The organism is Parenemella sanctibonifatiensis, from assembly GCF_002250565.1.
GTDB classification, from domain to species: Bacteria; Actinomycetota; Actinomycetes; order Propionibacteriales; family Propionibacteriaceae; genus Parenemella; species Parenemella sanctibonifatiensis.
The window spans coordinates 1-14548 of sequence record NZ_NMVJ01000006.1 but is presented as its reverse complement, the minus strand read 5'-3'; the positions used below and the strand labels follow the sequence as shown (position 1 = coordinate 14548).

The 14548-nt window shown below is 68.4% G+C and carries 12 protein-coding genes and 1 pseudogene; 3 read left to right on the top strand and 10 right to left on the bottom strand.

Going from position 1 to position 14548, the window contains the following annotated elements; translation table 11 throughout:
• Positions 1-18: 18 nt before the first annotated feature.
• Positions 19-1887, bottom strand: coding sequence for a DNA primase (dnaG, locus tag CGZ91_RS04700; protein ID WP_094453052.1), 1869 nt, complete (start codon positions 1885-1887; stop codon positions 19-21).
• 79 nt (positions 1888-1966) lie between these two features.
• Between dnaG and CGZ91_RS04695 the strand changes: the two genes are divergently transcribed.
• Both CGZ91_RS04695 and CGZ91_RS04690 read left to right on the top strand, forming a co-directional pair.
• Positions 1967-2353: a thiol-disulfide oxidoreductase DCC family protein gene (locus CGZ91_RS04695; protein ID WP_094453050.1), complete on the top strand. Its 387-nt coding sequence runs from the start codon at positions 1967-1969 to the stop codon at positions 2351-2353.
• A gap of 25 nt (positions 2354-2378) precedes the next feature.
• Positions 2379-2966 (top strand): GNAT family N-acetyltransferase, encoded by a 588-nt coding sequence (locus CGZ91_RS04690; protein ID WP_094453048.1) that lies wholly within the window; start codon positions 2379-2381, stop codon positions 2964-2966.
• Here CGZ91_RS04690 and CGZ91_RS04685 read toward each other — a convergent pair.
• Together CGZ91_RS04685 and CGZ91_RS04680 are read right to left on the bottom strand one after the other, a co-directional pair.
• Positions 2948-5113, bottom strand: coding sequence for an alpha-galactosidase (locus CGZ91_RS04685; protein ID WP_094453046.1), 2166 nt, complete (start codon positions 5111-5113; stop codon positions 2948-2950). The two genes, CGZ91_RS04690 and CGZ91_RS04685, sit on opposite strands and share 19 nt — an antisense overlap.
• 65 nt (positions 5114-5178) lie before the next feature.
• A complete protein-coding gene (locus CGZ91_RS04680; RefSeq protein ID WP_094454050.1) occupies positions 5179-6249 on the bottom strand; it encodes an HD domain-containing protein in 1071 nt (356 codons plus the stop codon).
• A gap of 142 nt (positions 6250-6391) precedes the next feature.
• Here CGZ91_RS04680 and CGZ91_RS04675 point away from each other — a divergent pair, with 142 nt between their 5' ends.
• Complete coding sequence (locus CGZ91_RS04675; RefSeq protein ID WP_094453044.1) at positions 6392-6901, top strand: hypothetical protein; 510 nt, start codon at positions 6392-6394, stop codon at positions 6899-6901.
• A 14-nt stretch (positions 6902-6915) separates the two neighbouring features.
• Here CGZ91_RS04675 and dusB read toward each other — a convergent pair whose 3' ends face one another.
• The 7 genes and pseudogenes from dusB to CGZ91_RS04640 all read right to left on the bottom strand — a co-directional run.
• Positions 6916-8142: a tRNA dihydrouridine synthase DusB gene (dusB, locus tag CGZ91_RS04670; protein WP_094454048.1), complete on the bottom strand. Its 1227-nt coding sequence runs from the start codon at positions 8140-8142 to the stop codon at positions 6916-6918.
• Positions 8142-9539, bottom strand: coding sequence for a glycine--tRNA ligase (locus tag CGZ91_RS04665; protein ID WP_094451423.1), 1398 nt, complete (start codon positions 9537-9539; stop codon positions 8142-8144). Before CGZ91_RS04665 ends, dusB begins: the two co-directional genes overlap by 1 nt.
• A 331-nt stretch (positions 9540-9870) precedes the next feature.
• A complete protein-coding gene (locus tag CGZ91_RS04660) occupies positions 9871-10719 on the bottom strand; it encodes an aldo/keto reductase (RefSeq protein WP_094453042.1) in 849 nt (282 codons plus the stop codon).
• 134 nt (positions 10720-10853) lie between these two features.
• Complete coding sequence (locus tag CGZ91_RS04655; protein ID WP_094453040.1) at positions 10854-11171, bottom strand: antibiotic biosynthesis monooxygenase family protein; 318 nt, start codon at positions 11169-11171, stop codon at positions 10854-10856.
• Positions 11168-12034, bottom strand: a complete 867-nt coding sequence (locus CGZ91_RS04650; protein ID WP_094453038.1) for a hypothetical protein — start codon at positions 12032-12034, stop codon at positions 11168-11170. The genes CGZ91_RS04655 and CGZ91_RS04650 overlap by 4 nt, the downstream gene beginning before the upstream one ends.
• Positions 12035-12076: 42 nt before the next feature.
• On the bottom strand, positions 12077-13774 hold the full coding sequence (locus CGZ91_RS04645) for a M1 family aminopeptidase (RefSeq protein WP_144276783.1): 1698 nt from the start codon (positions 13772-13774) through the stop codon (positions 12077-12079).
• 312 nt (positions 13775-14086) lie between these two features.
• Positions 14087-14419, bottom strand: a pseudogene (locus CGZ91_RS04640) (integrase core domain-containing protein); the annotation flags it as partial.
• Positions 14420-14548 lie beyond the last annotated feature (129 nt).

Here is a 14548-nt window from a genome sequence, read left to right as displayed (position 1 = left end):
CGGACAGCAGGGGGCGGCTCACACGTCGCCGACGGCGCGCCGGTGCAGTTGGCGACGCTCGTTCTCCAGTCCCAGCAAGGTGGCAAACATGCCGTTGTACGCCTGCTGGTCCGCCAGCGGATTGGTGCGCTGCAGCTTCGACTTCAGGTCTGCGATCTGCCGGGTCACGCTGATCATCCGCAGTCGGGCGGTGTACTCGGAGACGTACTCGGCGTCGGGTGCGCGCAGCAGCGGCTCGACGCCCAACTGCACCACCAGATCCGTCACGGGCGCTTCGCTGGCCTCGAAGAGCCGCTCCACCCACGGATTGCCAGCGTCAGCCGAGCCCTGCTCGCGGAGCTGCTGGGCATGGTGGAAGAGTTCCCGGTAGGCCGGATGGATGAAGTCCTCGACGGTCAATCCGTGCCAGTCCGAGGAGAACAGCTGCGGCTGCTGCACCACTAGCTTGGCGACATCCCGCTCCACCGACAGCTGCCGATCGGCAGGATCAGGCATCGGCAACCGTGGCGGCTGCGGTGCCGGATGGACGGCCTCCTCGCGGGTCCGCACCACCTCCCGACGCGGTTCCGCCGGCCGGTTTCGGGCCCGGCTGACCTCACGGCGTACGTCATCGGGATCCATGCCGACCATCCCGGCCAGCTCCCTGATGTACTGCCCGACCAGAGATGAGTCGCGGACCGAGGAGACCAGCGGGGCGGCCGCGCGCACCGCGTCGACCCGGCCCTCGGCCCGGTCCAGGTCATAGCGCTGGATCACGTTGGCCATCACGAAGCGATACAACGGCACCCGGCGGCCGACCAGCTCCCGGACCGCTGCGTCACCGTGCTGGATGCGCAGGTCGCAGGGATCCAACCCGGTTGGTTCCACCGCGACGTAGGTCTGCGAGATGAAGTTCTGGTCGCCGTCGAAGACCTTCAGCGCGGCCTTCTGACCGGCCTCGTCACCGTCGAAGGTGAAGATCACCTCACCGTTGAACGCATCGTGGGTGCCCATCAACCGCTGCAGCAGCCGGCCGTGGTCGTTGCCGAAGGCGGTGCCACAGCTGGCCACTGCGGTGTCCACGCCGGCGATGTGGCAGGCCATCACGTCGGTGTAGCCCTCGACCACGACTGCCTGGGAGCGCTTGCCGATCGCCGAGCGGGCCAGGTCCAGGCCGTAGAGCACCTGGGACTTCTTGTAGACCGGGGTTTCCGGGGTGTTGATGTACTTCGCGGGCAGCCGGTCGTCGTCCCAGATGCGGCGACCACCAAAGCCCAGCACCAGCGATCCGGAGTCGCGGATCGGCCACAGCAACCGGCCCCGGAAGAAGTCGTAACCGGCTTCCCGGGCCAACCCTGCCTTGACCAACTCCGGCATCGTGAAACCGCGGCCCCGCAGGTGCTGCACCAGCCGACCACCCTTGGGGGCGTAGCCGACTCCGAAATGCTCGGCGGAGGCCTGGTCGAACCCGCGCCCAGCCAGGAACTGCCGGGCGATCAGCGCCTCTGGGGAGCCGAGTTGCTCAGCGAAGAAATCAGCGGCGGCAGAGTTGGCCTCGAGGATCCGGTTGCGCAGCCCCGGTTCGATCCGCGGGCCGCCGTCGTCGCTGATCCGCAGCCGCACCTGTGCCTTGTCGGCGAGTCGCTGCACCGCCTCGGCGAAGGTGAGGTTTTCGACCTTCTGCAGGAACGTGATGACGTCGCCGCCCTCGCCACAGCCGAAGCAGTAGTACAGCCCGCGCGAGGGCGTCACCTGAAAGCTGGGGGTCTTTTCGTCATGAAACGGACACAAGCCCTTGAAGGAGCCGCCGCCAGCTGGTCGCAGCATCACGTGTTCGCCCACGATCTCATCGATCCGGGTCCGGGCACGGACCTCGGCGATGTCGTCGTCGTTGATCCGGCCAGCCACGAGAGGCAGTGTACGCAGGTCGCTCCAGTTCGGACCCCGCAGAGATCAGCTGGCACAGTGGCCCGACTACGCTGCCGGCATGCCAGTGCTGATCTACGACGGCGACTGCGGCTTCTGCACCCGGGCCGCCGAGTGGGCCAGGGTGCGTACGCCCGATGTCACCGTCACGCCGTGGCAGTGGGCCGATCTTGCAGCGCTCGGGCTGACCATCGAGCGCTGCCGGGCCGCAGTGCAGTGGATTGACGAGTCGGGGATCGAGCCAGGTCGTGCGTACGCCGGTGCGGCGGCCGTCGCCGGCTGGCTGACCCATCGCGGCGGCTGGGGTGCCCGGCTGGCCCGGCTCTATCCGCTGCCCGGGATGCGGCAGCTGGCCGATGCCGGGTATCGGCTGGTTGCGCAGTATCGGCACCGGCTGCCGGGTGGTATGCCAGCCTGCCGGTTGCCCGATCAGCGACCCGAACGGTGACCACGACCTTGCCTAAGCTGCGGCCATGACCATGCTCACCGACAACTGGGAGCGGCTCGGACCGCAGCTGCCGGCCCCGCTCACACTGGGGCCGCTGCTGAAGCCGGCCAGGGACCTGATCGCGCCGCACCTGCCCGGCGGTGAGTGGAAGAAGTGGGATGCCCCCTACTTCGAACCCCTGGCGCGTGATCTGGTCAACGGCTGGCTGGCGCGGATGGAACGCGACCCCTGGCAGCTGGACCACCAGACCCAGATCCCCACCACGCTGGCAATCCTGGAGTCCGGCCGCGCGGTCGGAATGGCGGCCTGGGGCTGGGAGCACTTCCCGTCGGGCTGGCGCCGGGTGGAGCTGAGCATCTATGACCCGCGGGACTGGAATCGCGGGCTGGGCACCGCGGTGTTGCAAGCCTGGTCGGACTGGCTGCTGGCGCTGCCCGACACCCACCGGCTCGACTTGCGCACCTGGTCCGGCAACGAACGGATGCTGCGGGTCGCCGACAAGTGCGGCTTCCAGGAGGACGGCCGACTGCGAGGCGCGTACGCCTGGGACGGCCGTCACGTCGACGAAGTGATCTGCTCCCGGATCGGCGACGCTCAGACCGCCGTCAGCTGAACCACGATCGCCGACTCCGGCAGCAGCGCCCCGACCTCCAGGCCGACCTGGTCCAGCTCGGCACCCGACAACGTCACGGTGCCGCGGTCGCGGGCCCAGACCGGACTGAACCGGCCGGCCACCGGCTCGGGTGACAACACCTCAACCCGGTAACGCAGCTGCGATGCCAAGCCGGGCAACTCCACCGCACCTGGCCGCGAATAGGCGGTCAGATCTGTCCGCGCCACCCGGAACACCGCCTGCGACTGGTCCTGGCTGACCACCCCTTGCACGTCCAGGCAGTCGCCTCGGTCGGCGCCACGCACCAGCCGGCCGTGGTGGCAGAGCTCCCGGATCTCCTTGTGGATCCGGATCCAACCGGCGAGTTCAGTCAGGTCTTCGTCGCTGGCTTCGCGCAGGTCCCACTCCACCCCGACGTGCCCGAACAGCGCGGATTGGGCCCGGAACCGCACGCTGTGGCGCCGGTCGGTGGAGTGGTTGCGCTCGGCGGCGACATGACTGCCGAGCAGTTCGAAGGGCAGCAGCCCGACGCTGCCGGACATGATCTCGAGCCGCTCCAGCGGGTCGATGTTGTCCGAGGCCCAGACGCGATCGGCATGCTCCATCACGCCCAGGTCGACCCTGCCGCCACCAGAGGAGCAGGACTCGATCTCCAGGCCCGGGAAGCGTTGTTTCAGTTCCGCCATCAGGTGGTACGCCGCCCTGGTTTGCGCGTGGACGCCGCCGCGACCCGCCGGCCCGGCGCCCGCATCGACCAGGTCGCGGTTGTGGTCCCACTTGAGGTAGGCGATCGGATACTGCTCCAGCAACGTCACGAGTTGGTCGCGGACATGGGCGTACGCCCCGGGCTCGGCCAGATTCAGCACCTGCTGGTGCCGTGAGGGGATCGGCTGCCGTCCTGGCACCTGCAGGATCCAGTCCGGATGGGCGCGGGCCAGATCCGAATCGGGGTTGACCATTTCCGGCTCCACCCACAGCCCGAATTCCATCCCGGCGGCATGCACCGCCTCGATCAGCGGCGTCAGGCCCTCGGGCCAGACCTCGGGGCTGACCGTCCAGTCCCCCAGCCCTGCCTGAGGACTGCGCCGGCCGCCGAACCAGCCATCGTCGAGCACGAAACGTTCCGCGCCGATTTGTTTGCCACGGTCGATCAGCTCGACCATCGTCGCCAGGTCGTGCTCGAAATAGGTCGCCTCCCAGTTGTTGAAGGTGACCGGTCGTGGCCGAACCGGGTGTTCGGGTCGGGACCGCAGCCAGCTGTGGAAGTGGTGTGCGACCTCGTCGGTGCCGTGTCCGTACGCCGCGTACAACCACGGCGACCGGTGCCGTTGCCCTGCGGCGAGCACGATCTCGCCCGGCAGCAGCCCCTCGCCGCCGTAGAGCAACCGTTCGCCGGTGTACTGCCGCTCGGCTGCGTGGATGTGGCCGCCGCTCCAGCCAGTGTGAATCGCCCACACCTCCCCGGCACGGGAGTCGAAGCCAGCGGTGCCAGCCTGCAGCAGGTACGCCGCATCCCCGCCGGTGCGGCCGCGTCGGTTCTCACGCCAATGGCTGCCCTGGGCGAAGGGCAGCCGTTGCGGGGTGCGTTCCTGCAACCAACGGCCGCCGAAGTCGGCGATCTCGGTGGCGCGTCGCGGCACCGGCAGCGCCAGCACGATCCGGTCCAACTGGTAACCGTCGGCGCCGGTGTTGGTGAGTTCGGCGGCCAGTCGCAACAGCCCGCCCTCGAGGAGTTCGACGTGCACCGCGACCGCCAGCTCGGCGTCCGGGTCGACCGCGTCGACGACCACGCGGGCCGGGCCCTGCCGGGTCAGGTCGGCGCTCACTTCGGTGCCGTCGACGGTGATCTGTCGCAGCTGCCACTTCGGTGACCAGCCGGCGCCGGCGCGGGAGCCGGCCAGTCCGGGCGTACCGATCCACCCGGTCCACGACTCCGGCAGCACCGACACTCGGCGCTGCCGGTCGGGTTCGTTGCCCAGCACGGGCGGTTCGGTCGCCGCCCACAGCTCCGTGGCATCGACCTCAGCCAGCGGGGCACCCCAGTGCAGCACGATCGGCAACTGGTCGGGCAGCACGGCGAGCACCACCGCCAAGTCGGCATGCTGGAGGGAGACGAAGGTCGGTCGAGGCGTCATTGATCCGGACATGCCGCCATCCTCGCAGCCGTCACCGACACGAAGGCGACCGTCCGCGACTCAGGCGCGCATCAAGGTCACGCGCCCCGACCGATGCCGCGCGGCAGCTTGGCGGGATCCCAGCCGAGCAGGTGCTGGGCCTGACCGAAGGCATAGCGGTCGGTCATGCCGCCGACGTGGGCAACACAGTTGTGCACCAGGTCCATCGCTGGATCCGGATTGGGCAACGCATCGGGATGGTCGAGGTAGTACTCCACCAGTCCGGTCAGCACCTCGACCACGGTGCGGGCCTGCGCCACCGACTCGGGGCGGGTGTAGATCCGCTCGTAGTTGAAGGCCCGCAGCGCCGCCAGCGCCTCGGCAGTGTCGGGATCCATGGCGACCTGGCCGTGGTTGCAGGCTGCCGTGATGATCGCTCGGATGAAGGTGGAGATCTGCTCCCTGCGGGTCGCGCCGCAGCGTTCCAGCACCACCTGGGGCAGCTCGTCGGGGGTGACGATCCGGGCGCGAATGGCGTCCTCGAGGTCGTGGGCGCAGTAGGCAATCCGGTCCGCCCAGGACACAATCTCACCCTCAATGGTGCGGGGTGAGGGCCGCGACCAGGAGTGGTTGCGTACCCCATCCAGGGTTTCTGAACACAGATTCAGCGAGGTCAGCACCACGTCAGCACCCCACGGGCCGTGGTCATAACCGTCCGGAATGAACTGGTCGAAGGCATCCTCGCTGGCGTGGCCACCGGGGCCGTGGCCACAGTCGTGACCCATCGCGATCGCGTCGGTGAGGGCGACGTTGGCGCCGATCCCTCGGGCCACGGCCACTGCCACCTGCGCCACTTCGAGGGCGTGGGTGAGCCGGGTGCGCTGGTGGTCGGTGGGATAGACGACCACCTGCGTCTTGCCGGCGAGCCGGCGGAAGGCCGGTGAGTGCACGATCCGGTCCCGGTCCCGTTCGAAGCAGGTACGTTCTGGGTCGGGTTCTTCCGGTCGGACGCGGTCGCCGGCACCGGCGGCCAGGGCGGCTCCCGGAGTCAGGGTTGCGGCCTCGCGTTCCTCGCGCTCTTCCCGGGTGATCCGGCGGGCCGGTCCCAAGCGTGCCGCCGAGTCGGCGTGCGCGCGTACCACCTCGGTGTCACCGGCGTGTCCAGCCATGGTCTGGGCCCACAGCTGCGCGCGTGGGAGTGGGGTCGTCAACCTGCCTCCTTGGTTCGTCATCACCACGCTAGCAACCCATGTGTCACTACACTTGGCCCTGCTCCGAGACAAGGCTGGGGCTCCAGACGAGGAGGGCACCGTGAGCGAGCAGGACAATCCGTACACCGGGCACGACAACCCGTACGGCTTCGCCGAAGCTGACGACCCCTATGGGTACGCCTCACCTCAGCAGAACTATCCCGAGAGCTACGGCAGCGCCTCCTATCTGGCGCCGCCCCCGCAGCAGCCACCCGCGCCGGTCTACGGTCAGTACGCCGCGCAGCGCCCGCCCGCGCCGAAGCCGGCGTCGCCTGCGGCCGGCATTGTCGGTGGCGTCCTGGTGCTGCTGAGCTCCCTGGTGCTGATCCTCACGGCGGGCCCCACCGCTGATCTGATGCTGACCGCCACCGGCGACGAAGAGATCAAGCAGGTCTTTCAAATGATGGGGGTGGCCGGCGTCGCTGCTTTGACCGGACTGGGCGGTTGGATCACCTGCATCGTCGCGACCGTCCGCGACAGCGCGCGCCCGCTGGCCGTCACCGGCCTGATCGCCGGGGTGATCGGCCCGCTGGTGGCCCTGTTCATGTGGATCAACGTCATCGGGCAGTGACGCCGAAGCTGGCCTCAGCCGCCCGATGAATCCAGTTCTGCGTCGGCCAGGTCCAGGTCCAGACCACACTCGGAGTCCAACCAGCCCTGCGGCATGACCACCTTGCCGCGGGGACTGCCCTGCCGACCGCGGGGCTGACCGAGCTCGGTCTCGGGAAACTCAGCGGCGGGATCCAACTCGGCCAACAGGTCGTCCAGCTCGGCCAGACTCGCCACCATCGCGAAGCGACGCCGCAGCGCCCCGACGGGGAAACCCTTGAAATACCAGGCCATGTGCTTGCGCAGATCCGTCAGGCCACGCTGCTCCCCCATGATTCCGGCCAGCAGCACCGCGTGACGCCGCAGGATCGCGGCCACCTCCCCCAGCGTCGGCAACGCCACCTGGTCCCGGCCCAGTGAGGCCGTGACGAGGTCGTGGAAGAGCCACGGCCGCCCCAGGCAACCGCGTCCGACGACCACACCGGCAGCGCCGGTGTGGTCGAGCATCCGCCGGGCGTCGTCGGCCTCCCAGACATCACCGTTGCCGAGCACCGGCAGGTCGACGTGCTGCACCAAATCGGCGATGGCGTCCCAGTCGGCCACGCCACTGTAGGACTGGGCGACGGTACGGCCGTGCAGCGCGATCGCCGCACAGCCACTCTGTTCGGCGATCCTGCCGGCGTCGCGATAGGTCAGGTGAGCACCGTCGATGCCCATCCGGGTCTTCATGGTGACCGGGACGCCGAACTCGTCGGCAGCGCCGACCACCGAGGTCAGGATCGCCTCCAGCAGGTCGCGCTTCCAGGGCAGGACCCCGCCGCCACCCTTCCGGGTGACCTTGGGGACCGGGCAGCCGAAGTTGAGGTCGACGTGGTTGACACCGAATTCCTCGCACAGCATCCGGGTCGCCTTGGCCATCACCGCGGGGTCGACGCCATAGAGCTGTACCGACCGGGTCCGCTCGCCGGGGTCGAAGGCCAGCATCGACAGCGACTTCTCGTCACGCTCGACCAACCCGCGGGAGGTGATCATCTCGCAGACGAACAGAGCCGGCGTACGGTCGCCGTCCTTCGGTGGCTCGGGCAGCGCGGACTCGGCCTGCTCCCGACACAACTGTCGGTACGCCGCATTGGTCACCCCGGCCATCGGCGCCAGCACCACTCCGCTGGTGGTCACCGCCGCGGAACGTGACGGCGCCGCCAGCACCAACTCGGGCCACGGCTGTGGCAGGGCCGGTGCCGGGGCGACCGGGGTTGCGACCATCAGCAGCCCACCAATCGCTGCGCCAGCCACCCCTCCACCTGGCTCAGGGCGACGCGTTCCTGGGTCATGGTGTCGCGGTCGCGGATCGTGACGGCCTGGTCCTCGAGGCTGTCGAAGTCCACGGTCAGGCAGTAGGGCGTACCGATCTCGTCCTGACGGCGGTAACGGCGGCCGATCGACTGGGTGTCGTCGTAGTCGATGTTCCAGTGCTGACGCAGGTCCGCGGCCAGCTTCTGGGCGGTCGGCGCGAGGTCCTCCTTCTTCGACAACGGCAGCACCGCGGCCTTCACCGGTGCCAGCCGCTTGTCGAGCTTGAGCACCGCGCGCTGGTCGGTGCCGCCCTTGGCGTTGGGGGCTTCCTCGACTGCGTACGCATCGACCATGAAGGCCATCAGGGAGCGGGTCAGACCGGCCGCCGGCTCGATGACGTAGGGGGTCCAGCGCTCGTTGGCCTGCTGGTCGTAGTACTGCAGCTGCTTGACCTGACCGGAGTGCTCACCGTGGGTGGTGAGGTCGAAGTCGGTGCGGTTGGCGATGCCTTCCAGTTCGCCCCATTCGCTGCCCTGGAAGCCGAAGCGGTATTCGATGTCGACGGTGCGCTTGGAGTAGTGCGACAGCTTCTCGGCCGGGTGCTCATAGAAGCGCAGGTTCTCGGGGTCGATGCCAAGGTCGGTATACCAGTTGTGGCGCTGTTCCATCCAGTATTCGTGCCAGGTCTCGTCCTCGCCGGGCTTGACGAAGAATTCCATCTCCATCTGCTCGAACTCGCGGGTGCGGAAGATGAAGTTGCCAGGCGTGATCTCGTTGCGGAAGGACTTGCCGGTCTGGGCGATGCCGAACGGCGGCTTCATCCGCGCCGCTGTCATCACGTTGGCGAAGTTCACGAAGATGCCCTGGGCGGTCTCGGGGCGCAGGTAGTGCACCCCGGACTCGTCCTCGACCGGGCCCAGGTTGGTCTTGAGCAGGCCGTTGAAGTTGCGCGGCTCGCTCCACTTCTCCTTGGCGCCACAGTTGGGGCAGGCCACCACGGCCAGGTCCACCGCATCCGGGTCGTCGAGGCCGTTGACCTCGGCGTACTCCTCCTGCAGGTGGTCGGCACGGAAACGCTTGTGGCAGGCCTTGCACTCGACCAGCGGGTCGACGAACGCCTTGAGGTGGCCCGAGGCCTCCCAGACCTTGGTCGGCAGGATCACCGAGGAGTCCAGCCCGACCACGTCCTCGCGGCTACGGACCATCGTCTTCCACCACTGGCGCTTGATGTTCTCCTTGAGCTCGACGCCGTAGGGACCGTAGTCCCAGGCCGACCGCGTACCGCCGTAGATCTCGCCGCACGGGAACACAAATCCGCGGTCCTTACACAGGGCGATGACGGTGTCGAGACGGCTGGCCTCAGCCATGGGGATCCTCCTGGTCGTACGCCTGCCCGGCTGGCACGCGCGTCAGGCCCCAAGGCTAGTCCAGATGGCCACCAAAGGCTTGTCCGAACCAACCAGCCGCTCACCACGTGCTCCCGGAGCCTCACCCGGCCGGCAGCGCCGCCAGCGCCTCGGCCAGCCAGGCCGTCTGACCAGTGGTCCCGCCCCGCCCCAAACTGTGCAGGATCCGTACGCCGGCCGCCTCCCGCAGCGAGATAGAGCGCGGTCACGTCTCGAGAGAGACCTTCCACTGCCCCAGACATGACGAGACCCCGGGCCCGCGTGCGCGGTGCCCGGGGTCTGCCGGAGGGACTCAGGCGCCCTGGTGGCCGTCGAAGTCGTTGGGGTTCTTGCCCTGTCGGCCGGACTCGCCCTTGTGCAGGGCAGTGATCTGGGAGATCTCCTCCTCGGTCAGCTTCACCTCGAGCGAGGCGAAGTTGGAGACGATTCGCTCCGGGGTGACCGACTTGGGAATGACCACGTTGCCGAGCGCGAGGTTCCAGGCGATCAGCACCTGGGCCGGGGTGGCCTGATGGGCCTCGGCGATCGCGGTGATGACCGGATCCTCGAGCTCACCGCCACCCTGCCCCAGCGGCGACCAGGACTCGGTGACAATGCCGTTGGCGGCGTGATACTCCCGCAACTCAGGCTGGTTGAAGTAGGGGTGCAGTTCGATCTGGTTGAGCACCGGCACCACACCGGTCTCAGCTTTGAGCTTCTCCAGGTCCTCGACCCGGAAGTTGGAGACGCCGATGGACCGGACCCGGCCCTGCTGCTGCAGCTCGATGAAGGCCTGCCAGCTCTCCAGCGCCAGACCCTTGGCCGGGGCCGGCCAGTGGATCAGGTAGAGGTCGAGCTCGTCCAGGCCAAGGTCGGCCATGGTGGCGTCGAAGGAGCGCAGCGCCGCGTCATGGCCCTGATCCTGGTTGGGCAGCTTGGAGGTGACGAAGACCTCGTCGCGGGGCAGGCCGGCGATCTTCAGAGCGGCACCAACCCCGGCCTCATTGTTGTATCCGCGCGCGGTGTCGACATGGCGATAGCCGGCCTTGAGCGCCTCGACAACCACCTCGGCGGCCACGTCGTTCTCGACCTGCCACACGCCATAGCCGAGCTGCGGTATGGAGCGGCCGTCGTGGAATTCAACGGAGGGAGAGTTGGTCATGGAACTCCTTCGGAGACGATGAACTGGCGGGCGTGCGAAGCGCCCGAACACCCGCCTGTGATCCAGCGGGGGCGCGGTGGCCAGTGTATCGGGTGAGGTCGGCGCCCGATCAGTAGCTGACGGCGCCGGGCGGATCAGTCGAGCTGACTCCCCCGCGGCAGATTCGGTCCCACCTCGTCGGGGTCCTCGTACGCTGTCGGTTCGTCGATGGCCAGCGACAGCAGTGGAACCACGGCCATCTTGGACTCGTAGCCGCCAAGAGCGCGCCGGTAGCTCCCGACGTCCTGCCAGCGGCTGGTCAGCGTCCACAGTTGCGGATCATCGACATTGCGGCCGAAGTCGATGCTGCGCAACCCGGGCTTCTGTTCCAGGACGGCGATGGCGGCCTCAGTCCGGGCGCGGAACTCGGCCACGCCCGCCTCGGGCACCTGGAACCGGACCACCGCGATCATGCCTGGATCCTGCCGGCGATCTTGGGCAGCGTACGAATCATCGGATGGGACTCCAGTCCAGTTTCGTCGGGCTGCTCGGTGTAGCGCCAGTGCGCCTCGGGGGTGCGGACCTCCATCACCAGATAGGCCACCGAGATGCCGACCTGGATCACGCCGTGGCTGGCGAACACCGCATCGCCCTGGCCAGCACCAGGCGGCAGGTAGGAGAACTCGGTGAAACCGGCCTCGCCGCCCTCCACGCTGACCTGGTGGTTGCCGTGCTGGCGGACATTGGTGTTGCCGCTGGCGACAAGCTGGTTGAGGCAGGAGGTCGACCAGGCCCGCAGTTGCTGGGCGGCCTGTTCTGCCTGCTCCTCGGTCTCGAAGATCATCACGGTCGCCACCGCGGTGGAACGCTCGTCGGCGGCCAGCGTGTAGTTCTGCCTGGCCAGGTCGAGGATGCCGGGCTGGGAGGTGAGGCTGCGCTGGACGCAGCGGCTCGGCAGCGCCGGGTTGCCGTCCTGACCGGCCGCCAGCCAATCACCGGGGGCCTGCCATTCCAGGTCACCGCTGGGCGGCAGGCGTACCGAGGCGTCCGGGCCCTGGGTCTGCGCCGGCGTGCTGGGCGGCGGGACCGTGGCGGTCTGGGTGCCGCCGCTGGTGGGACTGGGCTCGGTCGTCGGGGCGGGGCTCGGTGCGGTAGTCGCTCCCCCGGTGCCCGTGGTGAGTGGCGCCGACGCGCTGGGAGGCGGATCCGTGCCCTCGTTGCGGTTGGTCACCGACGTGAGCACGATGCCGGCACCGACGCCCAGCACGATGATGACCACCGCGACGACGGCGATGGTGAATCCTCGGCTGCGGCCCGGAGCTGACTGGTGTGACATCACTGCTGAGCCTAACCACTGATCCGCTCAGCGGGTGCGGTCTCACACCCCAAGGCCATACTCAGCCGTGTTCGGCGGGGGTTCGGTTCCCTCCAGCCACGCCCGCCAGAAGTCGCTCAGGTCCTTCCCCGAGACATCCTGACTCATCGTCACGAAGTCCTGGACGGTGGCAGGGCCCTGCTGTCCGGTCCACACCGTCATCAGCTCAGCGAAGGCATCCTCGCCGATCACCCGGCGCAGCGCCTCGACCGCCATCGGCCCCCGCAGGTAGGCCTGCTCGAACATGTGGTCCACCCCGGGATCGCGCAGGTCGACCGTCCAGAATCCTGCGCGGCTGCCCAATTGGTGGTAGTAGGTCGCCAACATCGCCTCCGCCGGTTGCCCGCCCTGGCGCTCCGCCAGGACCCACTCGGCGTGGGAGGCCAGCCCCTCGTTGAGGAAGATCTCCTTCCACTGCGCCGGGGTGACGGTGTTGCCGACCCACATGTGGGCGTACTCGTGAATGACGATCCTGCGTGCTTCGTCGGGGTCGGTCATCATCTCGCTGAAGTAGACCGGTCGGGTCGCGGTCTCCAGCGCCCCGAACCAGAATCGATGGGCCGGCACGATGCCACCCATCTGACCGTACGGATAGGGCGTCCCGTAAAGCTCCTCCAGCTCGTCGATGACGCCGGGGGTGAGGCGCAGCGTCTCGAACATCTCGGCCTTGGTGGCGGCCGGCAGCTGGTTGCTGACGGCGTACAGGTAGGGGCGGCCGTCCTCCTCCCCCTCCTCGATCTCGAAGTCCCCGACCGCGATGGTGTACGCATAGGTCGGCGCCGGCTCGGCCAGGCTCCACTGCCAGACCTCGGTGTCCCCCTCGGTGGTGTGGCCCTCGAGCGCTCCGACGCTCAGCCCGGCGTCGCCGGCCCGCACCCGCAGCGTCACGTCCAACGTGGCGGGGTCGCTGGGATGGTCATTGGTCGGCAGCCAGAAGGGGGCGCTGCCCGGTTCGCCGGCCAGGATGTGCTCGTCGCCCTGCGTGTGCCAGGCGGGTTGGACATTGGCCCCGGGCGTCACCTGGCCGGGCTGGCCGGAGTACTCGACCCGGACCGACACTTCCTCGCCGCTGCGGGAGCCGTCCGGCAGCTGCACCACCAGCTTCTGGTCCCGCTCGACCGTGAAGTCAGCCTCGGCGCCGTCGACGCTGACAGCGCTGGGCTCCAGCAGCAGGTCCAGCGCCAACGATGAGAGGTCACCGGTGAGACGCGCGGTCATGGTCGAGTGGCCGCTGAGTGTGTCGGTGCCCTCATCCCAGGTCAGGTCCGCCTCGTAGCCGAGTGCGTCGTAACCGGTCGCCCCGTGTTGGGGGAAATACGGATCCTCGGCGCTGGTGCCACCCGGCCGGCTGACCGGGTCCAGCGGCGGGGTGACGGAGTCCCGGGCGACCACGAAGAAGACGGCAAACCCGATGAACAGCAACACGATCACCAGGACGATGGCGATCAGGGCGATCATCGCCCCACGCACCCCGCCGCTGCGGCCACGACCGGACGGGCGCGGTCCGCGCTGCGGCGTGGGCGAATAGGGATCGGCGCGGTACGGCGTCGCCGCCTGCTGCTGGGGCTGCTGCCCGTACTGCTGCTGGGGCTGTTGCCCGTACGGCTGCGGGGGCTGCTGTCCGTACGGCTGCTGGGGTTGCTGGTTGGCGTGCCCCTGGCCGTCGTTGGCCGGTCGCCAGTTCCCCGAGTTCTGTGACATGGCGCCCAGCATTACAGATCGCTGGTGCCACCTGCGTTGCCTCGCAGAGCTTCAACGACCTCAGACAGAGAACATGAGGAACATGGCAATCGCTGCGACGACGAAGGTCAGGACGATCCCGATTGCCATCACCAAGGCCGCTGCCGACCCGCGACGGCGCGGGCGCGGACCCCTCGCCGGGATGGCCGGATAGGGGTCGGCTCGATAGGGCTGCACCGGCTGCTCTGCCAGCTCGTACTGGCCCTGCGGCTGCTGGTGGGGCTGCTGACCCCAGCCTTGGTCCTCGCCGGTCGGCGGCCGGCCCTGCCCCGCCTAGGTGTACTGACCGGGGACGTTGGTCAATCGGGAGATGGGCGGCTGGTAGTCGCAGGCCGTGTGCGGCCGGTGGTGGTTGTACTGGTGGAACCAGTCAGTGAGTGCGTCGCGACGCTCCTGCTCACTGATGTAGCAGCGAGCGTAAGCCCATCCGTCGGCCATGGTGCGATGGAAGCGTTCGACCTTGCCGTTGGTTTGCGGCCGGTAGGGGCGGGTCCACTTCGGGCTGATGGACAGCGCCTCGCAGATGTCGCGCCACAGGTGCGAGCGGTAGGCACCGCCATTGTCTGATAAGACTCGTTCGACAGTGACGCCACGATCGGTGAACCACTTGGCCTGACCCCCTTTTGTAGGTCCAGTCATTGTGAGAGTTGTCCTGTTGCTCGAGGCTTCGGGCAGGGAGACTGGTCAGATCATGACAAACAGAAGGAAGCGTCACACGCCGGAGCAGGTGGTTCG

What these genes read in the sequence shown, in the direction of transcription:
- CGZ91_RS04695 (WP_094453050.1), top strand. Translation starts at nt 1,967, where the DNA reads ATGCCAGTGCTGATCTACGACGGCGACTGCGGCTTCTGCACCCGGGCC.
- CGZ91_RS04690 (WP_094453048.1), top strand. Translation starts at nt 2,379, where the DNA reads ATGACCATGCTCACCGACAACTGGGAGCGGCTCGGACCGCAGCTGCCG.
- CGZ91_RS04685 (WP_094453046.1), bottom strand. Translation starts at nt 5,113, where the DNA reads ATGTCCGGATCAATGACGCCTCGACCGACCTTCGTCTCCCTCCAGCAT.
- CGZ91_RS04680 (WP_094454050.1), bottom strand. Translation starts at nt 6,249, where the DNA reads ATGGCTGGACACGCCGGTGACACCGAGGTGGTACGCGCGCACGCCGAC.
- dusB (WP_094454048.1), bottom strand. Translation starts at nt 8,142, where the DNA reads ATGGTCGCAACCCCGGTCGCCCCGGCACCGGCCCTGCCACAGCCGTGG.
- CGZ91_RS04665 (WP_094451423.1), bottom strand. Translation starts at nt 9,539, where the DNA reads ATGGCTGAGGCCAGCCGTCTCGACACCGTCATCGCCCTGTGTAAGGAC.
- CGZ91_RS04660 (WP_094453042.1), bottom strand. Translation starts at nt 10,719, where the DNA reads ATGACCAACTCTCCCTCCGTTGAATTCCACGACGGCCGCTCCATACCG.
- CGZ91_RS04655 (WP_094453040.1), bottom strand. Translation starts at nt 11,171, where the DNA reads ATGATCGCGGTGGTCCGGTTCCAGGTGCCCGAGGCGGGCGTGGCCGAG.
- CGZ91_RS04650 (WP_094453038.1), bottom strand. Translation starts at nt 12,034, where the DNA reads ATGTCACACCAGTCAGCTCCGGGCCGCAGCCGAGGATTCACCATCGCC.
- CGZ91_RS04645 (WP_144276783.1), bottom strand. Translation starts at nt 13,774, where the DNA reads ATGTCACAGAACTCGGGGAACTGGCGACCGGCCAACGACGGCCAGGGG.